This window comes from Saccharothrix sabaoui, from assembly GCF_051756985.1.
GTDB lineage: Bacteria > Actinomycetota > Actinomycetes > Mycobacteriales > Pseudonocardiaceae > Actinosynnema.
In genome coordinates, this window is the sequence record NZ_JBPKJK010000255.1 from 1 (window position 1) to 8,383 (window position 8,383).

Genomic DNA, 8,383 nt, shown 5'->3' on the forward strand with positions numbered 1-8,383 from the left:
TCGTGCGCCGGCCCTCCAGGTCCTCGTGCGCCCTGCGCGCCTCGGCCAGCGGGTAGCGCCCGCCGACCCGCACCCGCAGCGAGCCGTCCGCGACGGCGGCGAACAGCTCGCCCGCCCGCCACTCCAGCTCCTCGCGCGTCGCCACGTGCGCGCCCAGCGACGGCCGGGTCAGGAACACCGAGCCCGCCTGGTTGAGCCGCTGCGGGTCGAACGGCGGCACCGCGCCGCTGGACCCGCCGAACAGCGCCAGCACGCCGCGCGGCCGCAGGCTCGCCAGGCTGCCGTCGAACGTCGTCTTCCCCACGCCGTCGTACACCGCGGCCACGCCGACCCCGCCGGTCAGCTCCCGCACCACCGGCGCGAAGTCCGCGACCTCGTCGTAGCGGATCACCTCGTCGGCCCCGGCCCCGCGGGCCAGCGCCTCCTTCTCCGCCGTGGACACCGTGCCGATCACCCGCGCGCCGCGCGCCTTGGCCAGCTGCACCAGCAGCAGCCCCACCCCGCCCGCGGCGGCGTGCACGAGCACCGAGTCGCCCCGCTGGACGGGGTAGGTGGACGCGACCAGGTAGTGCGCGGTGAGCCCCTGCAGCAGCAGCGCGCCCGCCGTGTCGTCGTCCACCGCGTCGGGCACCGGCACCGCTTGCGCGGCGGGCACGACGACCTGCTCGGCGTAGCTGCCCGGGGCCTGCGCCCACGCCACCCGGTCGCCCACCGCGAAGCCCGCCACGTCCGCGCCGACCGCGCTCACCCGGCCGGCGCCCTCCAGGCCGACGCCGAACGGCAGCGCCAGCGGGTAGCGGCCCTCGCGGTGGTAGCAGTCGATGAAGTTCACCCCGGCGGCGGCCACGTCCACCAGCAGCTCGCCCGCGCCGGGCGACCTCGGCTCCACGTCGGCGAACTCCAGCGCGTCCGGTCCACCGGTCGCGCGCACCACCACAGCCTTGGGCATAACCGCTCCTCCGTGCGTGTCCTGATCCGTCACCCGCCGAGCGCGACCCGGCGGGCCAGTCCCAGCGGCAGCGCGCCGGAACCGGCCAACGTGTCGTGGAAGTCCCGCAGCGAGCCCGTGTATTCCCCGCGGATGCGGTCGATCTCCAGCGCTCCCGTCAGGTAGGACGGCGCCTGCGTCGGCCACGCGCAGTACCGCTCCACCTCGCCCGCCGCCGTGCCGGGCGTGAGCGACGCCTTCGTCGTCATGAAGTGCTCGGCCTCCTCGACGCCCATGTCGCCGCAGTGCAGCGCGGTGTCCACGACCATCCGCGCCGCCCGGAACAGCCGCGCCTCGACGTGCGCCAGCTCCTTCTCCCGGGTGGTGAAGTAGCCGTGCTCGCGCAGCAGCTTCTCCGCGTACAGCGCCCAGCCCTCGGAGAAGTACGGCGTGCGGAACACCTTGCGCACCGGCCGGTCCTGCGCGGCCAGCCACGACAGGTGCCAGTGGTGGCCGGGGTACGCCTCGTGCACCGCGATCGACACCATCTGCGCCCGCGAGTTCGTGCGCAGCCGCTGCGCGGTCTGCTCGGCGGTGAACCCGTCCGGCGGGAACGGCACGAAGAAGTGCCCCGTCCGCAGGTCGGTCAGCGGCGGCGGCGACATGTACGAGGCGACCGCCAGCACCGGGCGCTGGAACGTCGGCGACGGCACCACCCGGCACTCCTCGCCGTCGGGCAGCGTCACCAGTTCGTGCTCCACCAGGAACTCGCGCGCCCGCCGCGTCTCCGCCTCGTACTCGGCGCGCATGTCCTCCGGCGTCGGCGGGTGGTCGTCCTGGAGGGACAGCATCACCGCGTGCCAGTCGTCCCGGCCCGCCAGCTCCTTCATCTCGGCGTCCAGCTCCGCGTACGCCGCCTTGCCGCGCTCGTGCAGCTCGGCCGCGCCGTAGCCCAGCACCTCCTGGTCGAGCAGCAGCCGCGAGTACAGCTCCTCGCCCATCCGCCAGTCGCCGCCCGCCCGGGTCGCGAACCCGTCGAGGAACGCGGCCAGCTCGTCGAACGCGACCGCGGCCGGTTCGGCGGCCTCGGCCAGCTCGGCCCGCAGCGCCGGGTCGGACACCTCCGCGGGCAGCGTCCGGGTCAGGAACGCGCGGCCGGTCTTGGCCTGCGCGGCGCCCCGCCGCACGATCTTCGCCGACGCCAGCGCCGGGTCCAGGTTGGCGCGGCACGCCGCCAGCACCGCGGGCACCTCGGCCAGCCGCTTCACCACGCTCGCCACCAGCTCCGGCTCCGGCCGCAACCGGTTGAGGAACGCCGCGAACAGCGGGTAGAGCACCGCGCCGGTGTACGCCGACGGGTCGCGCCGCCACGAGGGCCACGCCGCCTTCGCCCGCACGCCGCGCAGCACCGAGACCACCAGGTCCCGGTCCACCGAGCCCTCCAGGTCGTCCGTCCGCACGGCGGTGAACCGGTCGAGCCACGTGCCCGCCTCGCGCTCGTAGCCGTCGAGCGCGGCGGCGCTGAAGTCGCCGAGGGTGTGGTCGTGCGCGAGGGAGCCGAGCATCGCGGCGGTGCCCGGGTTGCGGTCGAAGTGCCAGGTCAGGAACTGCGCGACCAGCTGGTCGAGGCTTGTGGTTTCGCTCACGAGCACGCAAGTTACCCGCAGGTCGGGCGGTTCGGGCGGTGGCGCGGTGGCCGTTCGGCTTTGCCCGTTGACGTTCACCCCACGGCCCGGTGAGGCCGCTCACGGCACGCGAGTTACCGACAGGTTCTAGGCTGGGCGGGTGGCTGAGGACAACGCTGAGGGCAACGCGGGCGAGCGCCGGGTCGACCCGAAGAAGATCGACCGCGCGGTGAAGACCGCGTCCGCGTTCGTGGCCGCGCACGGCAAGCCCGCGCGCGCCGTGGTGGAGAACGTCGGGCGCGCCGGGGCGCGGGTCGTGCTGGTCGGCGCCGACGGCGCGATGGGCGACGTGGTGCTGCCGGACGTGGCGTCGGCGGAGGCCGTCGTCGAGGCGGTGGCCGACCTGGAGTCGCACGAGTGGGACCGCGAGACCACCGCCGCGGTGAAGATCGGTCCGGCGCACCGGCGGAAGATGGCCGGTCGGTGAAGGTCCTCTTCGCCACCTGCGCCGCCCTGCCCGCGGGCGACGGCGACGACGACGCGCTGCTCGGCGCGCTGGCCGACGTGGGCGTGCGCGCCGAGTGGGCGCGGTGGGGCGCGCCGCTCGACGCCGACCTCGTCGTGCTGCGGTCCACCTGGGACTACCCGGAGCGGCTGACCGGGTTCCTGGAGTGGTGCGACGCGCAGCCCGCGCTGGCGAACCCGGCGCACGTGGTGCGGTGGAACGTCGACAAGGCGTACCTGGTGGACCTGGCGAAGGCGGGAGTGCCGGTCGTGCCGACCGCGTTGGCCGAGCCCGGGTTCACCGACTGGCCGGACGGCGAGTTCGTCGTGAAGCCGACCGTCGGCGCCGGTTCGCGGGGAGCCCTGCGCGTCGCGGCGGGCGACCACGCGGCGGCGGCGAGCCACCTGGCGTCGCTGGGCGGCCCGGCGCTCGTGCAGCCGTACCAGTCCCGGGTGGACTCGATCGGCGAGACGGCGATGGTGTTCCTCGGCGGCCAGTACTCGCACGCGTTCACCAAGGGCGCGATGCTCACTCCCGACGCCCAGTACGACGAGACCGGCCTGTACCTCCTGGAACGCCTGTCCGGCGCCACCCCGAGCGCGGCCCAGCGCCGGGTGGCGGAGGACGTCCTGGACGCGGCGGCGTCCCTGCTGGCCCTGCCCCGCCACGAGCTGCTCTACGCCCGCGTGGACCTCGTGCCGGGCGAGGACGGCTCACCGGTCCTCATGGAACTGGAACTGGTCGAACCCTCCCTTGGCTTCCGCCAGACCGACGCCACCGCCCCGCTCCGCTTCGCCTCCGCGGTCCGCACCGCCCTGTCCCGCCACTGACCCGAGAGTCCAACGCCCAGACCCCGAGAGTCCAACGCCCAGACCCCGAGAGTCCAACCTCCGGGCCCGGTGAGTTCTGCGTTCAGGACCAACGGCGTTAGCCCCGAACGCAGAACTCAGGGGTCCTGAGCGTTGGACTCTCGCGACCCGGGCGTTGGACTCTCGCGACCTGGAGGTTGGACTCTCGCGACCTGGGGGTTGGACTCTCGGGGTTACTTGAGGCCCGAGCCGATGCCGGTCAGGGAGCGGACCTCCATCTCGGCCTGCTTGACGGGGTCCGCCTCCTCCTTGGACAGCACCGTGCCCAGGTAGCCGCACAGGAACGAGAACGGGATCGAGACCAGGCCCGGGTTGCCCAGCGGGAACAGGGCGAAGTCCACGTCCGGGAAGATCGACGTCCGCGCGCCCGACACGGCGGGGGAGAAGGCGATCAGCACGATGCACGAGCCGAGCCCGCCGTACACCGCCCACAGGGTGCCCGGGGTGTTGAAGCGCTTCCAGAACATCGTGTAGATGATCGTCGACAGGTTCGCCGACGCGGCCAGCGCGAACGCCAGCGCCACCAGGAACGCGACGTTCTGGCCGTTGGCCGCGATACCGCCGGCGATCGCGAGCAGCCCCACGACCACCGCGGTCAGCCGGGCGACGCGCACCTCCGAGCGCGGGTCGGCCTGGCCGTGCTTGATCACGTTGGCGTACACGTCGTGCGCGAACGACGCCGACGCCGTCAGCGTCAGCCCCGCCACCACCGCCAGGATCGTCGCGAACGCCACCGCGCTGACGACGCCCAGCAGCACCGCGCCGCCGACCTCGTAGGCCAGCAGCGGCGCGGCGGAGTTCTCGCCGCCCGGCGCGGACCGGATCTCCTCGGTGCCCACCAGCGCCAGCGCGCCGAAGCCGATGACCAGCGTGCACAGGTAGAAGATCGCCATCATCCACGTCGCCCACACCACCGAGCGGCGCGCCTCGCGGGCGTTCGGCACGGTGTAGAAGCGCATCAGCACGTGCGGCAGCGACGCGGTGCCCAGGACGAGCGCCAGCGCCAGGGACAGGAAGTCCAGCCGGCTCACCGTGCTGCCGCCGTAGCGGGCGCCGGGTTCCAGCACCTCCGGCCCGAGCGGGGTGTTGCGCGACGCCGTCTCCAGGATCGCCGACAGGCTGAACCCGAACTTGCCGAGCAGGAACACCGTCATCAGGGTCACGCACAGGATCAGGAAGACGGCCTTGATGATCTGCACCCACGTGGTGCCCTTCATGCCGCCCAGCAGCACGTACAGCACCATGACGACGCCCACCACGGCGATGATGACCGCCTGGCCGCCCTTGGTGTGCACGTCGAGCAGCAGCGCCATCAGCGCGCCCGCGCCCGCCATCTGCGCGATCATGTAGAACAGCGAGATCACCAGGGTCACGTTCGCCGCCGCCGCGCGCACGGGCCGCTGCCGCATCCGGAACGCCAGCACGTCGCCAAGGGTGAACCGGCCGGTGTTGCGCAGCCGCTCCGCGATGATCATCAGGCCCACCAGCCAGGACACGACCCAGCCGATCGAGTACAGGAACCCGTCGTAGCCGTTGACCGCGATGCTGCCGGAGATGCCGAGGAACGACGCGGCGGACAGGAAGTCGCCGGACAGCGCGATGCCGTTCTGCGGCCCGGTGAAGCTCGACCCGGCGGCGTAGTAGTCCGCCGCCGTCGAGTTGCGGCTGCCCGCCCGGTACACGATGAACAGGGTGATCAGCACGAAGACGCCGAAGACGCCCAGGTTGATCGCGGTGTTGCCGCCCATCAGGCGCGGTCCTCCGTGGTGAGCGAGCGGACCGCGGCCACCCTCGGGTCCAGCGTGCGCCGCGCGTAGCGGGAGTAGGACAGGGTGAGCGCGATCGTGGTGACGAACTGGAGCAGGCCGAACAGCAGGCCCACGTTGAGCACCCCGAGCACCGGCGTGCCCATGAAGTCCGGCGCCCACGCCGACAGCGACACGTAACCGAGGTACCAGAGCAGGAATCCGCACGTCGCGGGCAGAACGAAGATCATCGTCCGCCGGCGCAACTCGCGGAAATCGGCGCTGTCCTGGAGCGCGACGAAGTCGGGCTTCCCGTCGTCGTCGATCAACAACGCCGGCGGGGGCTCCTCGAAAGTGGCGAAGCCGCGTCCGCCGCGGGCCTGTCTCGAATCCGCCGGGGGCAGGATCGCCTTCGTCATCAATCCTCCACGGGAATTGTGCGCGCGGTGCGACGGGGGTGCTCCGGCGTCCGGAGAGCGCTCAGCGTAACCACGCCGGGCCGCCAGTCAACGCCCCCGGCGACCTGGACAGCTCGTCCGGACGGAGTCGACAGGCGGCCCCCGCTTGCGTCGTTAACCGGAAAACTTCCACCGTCACGCTGCGCCGATCGGATGAGGACCGACCGCAAGGTCGTTGTCCCCCGCCTGCCGAACACCTACTATCGCGCAGCAACATCCACCCGTTCGCGGCGAAAAGGTTGCGGCGTCGTTCAACTTTGAAACAACTACGGACTTTCCGGGGCTTGTCTGGTGACTGGCGACAACAACGCGCGCGGGCAGTGGTGGAGAGCCGTCGCGGACTGGCGGAATTGGCGCCTCCCGGTCAAGCTCGCCGCCGTCCTGGCGGTGCCGGTCCTCGTCGCCGTCGGCGCGGGCCTCGTGCAGATCCGCGGCTACGTGACGAGGGCGGACAACTACTCGTCGATGCAGCGCCTGGTCACCCTGCGCGCCGGCCTCGACCCGCTGATCGAGGGCGTGCAGGCCGAACGCGCGCTCGCCGCCCAGCGCCCCGACGACGGCGGCGTGGACGAGCGGCGCTACCGCGACCTGACCCGCGCCACCGACACCGCCGCCGCGGGCGTGAAGAACCTGATGGGCCGCACCCCGACGCTCGGCGAGGTCACCGCCGCCCGGTTCCGCGACGTCGTCGTGCAGCTCGACGGCCTGCCCCAGCTGCGCGACCGGGTGATCGCGGGCAGCGTCGACCTCTCCGGCGGCATCGGCGGCTACACCGTCGTGCTGCGCGCCCTGCTCGACTTCGACCAGGCCATGGTCGGCGACTTCGGCGACCCGGCCCTGTCCGGCACGGCCACCGCCCTGCACAACCTCGCCATGGCGGGCGAGCAGGTGTCCTGGCAGCAGGCCACCATCCTCGCCGGCATCAGCCGCGGCGCCCTCCTCGACACCGAGCGCACCTCGCTGGAGCAGTCCTGGACCCGCCAGCAGGACAAGCTGGCCGACTTCTCCGCCGTCGCCACCCCCGAGCAGCAGGCCGACTACCGCGCCGCCGTCTCCGGCCCCGACGTCGACACCCGCAACCGGCTCCTCCAGGACGTGCGCGCCAACCCGGCCGCCGTGCGCGGCGGCGTCGACGTCGACCGGTGGAACAGCGGCTCGGAGGGCACGACCAAGCAGCTCGGCGTCGTGATGCGCGGCCTGGAGGCCCGGCTCGACACCACCGCGTCCCGCCTCCAGGACGCCACGTCCGACCTCGCGGGCGCGGCCTCGGTGATCCTGCTCGCGTCCCTGTTCGCCGCCGCGGCCATCGGGTTCGTCGTCGGCAGCTACCTGCTGCGCTCGCTGCGCGCCCTGCGCACCGCCGCCCTGGACGTGGCCGAGCACCGCCTGCCCGCGCTGGTCGCGCAGCTGCGCGAGGACGCCGCCCACGACATCGCCGTCGAACCCGTGCCCGTGCACACCCGCGAGGAGCTGGGCCAGCTGGCGCGCGCGTTCGACGCCGTGCACCGGCAGGCGGTCAGCTCCGCGGCCGAGCAGGCCGACCTGCGCACCGGCATGCGCAACGCGTTCATCAACCTGTCCCGCCGCAGCCAGGGCCTCGTGGAGCGGCAGCTCAAGCTCATGGAGGAGCTGGAGCGCCAGGAGGAGAACCCCGAGCAGCTGGCGAACCTGTTCAAGCTGGACAACCTCGCCACCCGGATGCGCCGCAACAACGAGAACCTGATGGTGCTCTCCGGCAGCGACGTGGCCCGCCGCTTCACCCGCCCGGTGCCGCTGGGCGACGTGCTGCGCGCCGCCGCGTCCGAGATCGAGCAGTACCAGCGGGTCGTCGTGCAGACCACGCCGTCGGTCGAGGTCGTCGGCTACGCCGCGGGCGACCTGGTCCGGCTGGTCGCCGAGCTGCTGGACAACGCGACCACGTTCTCGCCGCCGCGCACGCAGGTCGTGGTGGGCGGCCGGGCGCGGCCGGGCGGCGGCGTGCTGGTCGACGTGCTCGACCAGGGCGTCGGCATGTCCGAGGAGGACCTGGCGCAGGCCAACCGCCGCGTCGAGCTGGCCGCCGGGGACGAGTCCGGCGAGCTGCCGGTGTCCCGCCAGCTCGGCCTGTACGTGGTGGGCCGGCTCGCCGGGCGGCACGGCGTCGAGGTCGTGCTGCGCGAGCAGGGCGACGGCCTGCGCGCCGTCGTGGCGCTGCCCGCCGAGCTGGTCCGCGCGGTGCCCGCGGCGCCCGCGCGCCCGGTGCCCGCCCAGGTC

Annotated in this window: 7 protein-coding genes; 3 read left to right on the top strand and 4 right to left on the bottom strand. The window is 73.2% G+C overall.

Going from position 1 to position 8,383, the window contains the following annotated elements; genetic code table 11:
- Both ACR807_RS39780 and ACR807_RS39785 read right to left on the bottom strand, forming a co-directional pair.
- On the bottom strand, positions 1-949 hold a 949-nt coding region (locus ACR807_RS39780; RefSeq protein ID WP_438926711.1), incomplete at its 3' end, for a quinone oxidoreductase family protein.
- Between the two features lie 29 nt (positions 950-978).
- Positions 979-2,574: a DUF885 domain-containing protein gene (locus ACR807_RS39785; RefSeq protein ID WP_438926712.1), complete on the bottom strand. Its 1,596-nt coding sequence runs from the start codon at positions 2,572-2,574 to the stop codon at positions 979-981.
- Positions 2,575-2,770: 196 nt separating this feature from the next.
- Between ACR807_RS39785 and ACR807_RS39790 the strand changes: the two genes are divergently transcribed.
- Positions 2,771-3,040 carry a hypothetical protein gene (locus tag ACR807_RS39790; RefSeq protein ID WP_438926717.1) on the top strand — a complete coding sequence of 90 codons (270 nt, stop codon included), beginning with the start codon at positions 2,771-2,773 and terminating at the stop codon, positions 3,038-3,040.
- Entirely contained in the window at positions 3,037-3,888 is an 852-nt protein-coding gene (locus ACR807_RS39795) for an ATP-grasp domain-containing protein (protein ID WP_438926713.1), read from the top strand. The genes ACR807_RS39790 and ACR807_RS39795 overlap by 4 nt, the downstream gene beginning before the upstream one ends.
- A gap of 212 nt (positions 3,889-4,100) precedes the next feature.
- Here the strand turns inward: ACR807_RS39795 and ACR807_RS39800 are convergent, their stop codons facing one another.
- Complete coding sequence (locus ACR807_RS39800) at positions 4,101-5,675, bottom strand: monocarboxylic acid transporter (RefSeq protein ID WP_438926714.1); 1,575 nt, start codon at positions 5,673-5,675, stop codon at positions 4,101-4,103.
- Complete coding sequence (locus ACR807_RS39805; protein WP_438926715.1) at positions 5,675-6,091, bottom strand: DUF485 domain-containing protein; 417 nt, start codon at positions 6,089-6,091, stop codon at positions 5,675-5,677. The genes ACR807_RS39800 and ACR807_RS39805 overlap by 1 nt, the downstream gene beginning before the upstream one ends.
- Positions 6,092-6,421: 330 nt before the next feature.
- Here ACR807_RS39805 and ACR807_RS39810 point away from each other — a divergent pair.
- Positions 6,422-8,383 (top strand): sensor histidine kinase (locus ACR807_RS39810; protein WP_438926716.1); only part of this gene is annotated, 1,962 nt, incomplete at its 3' end.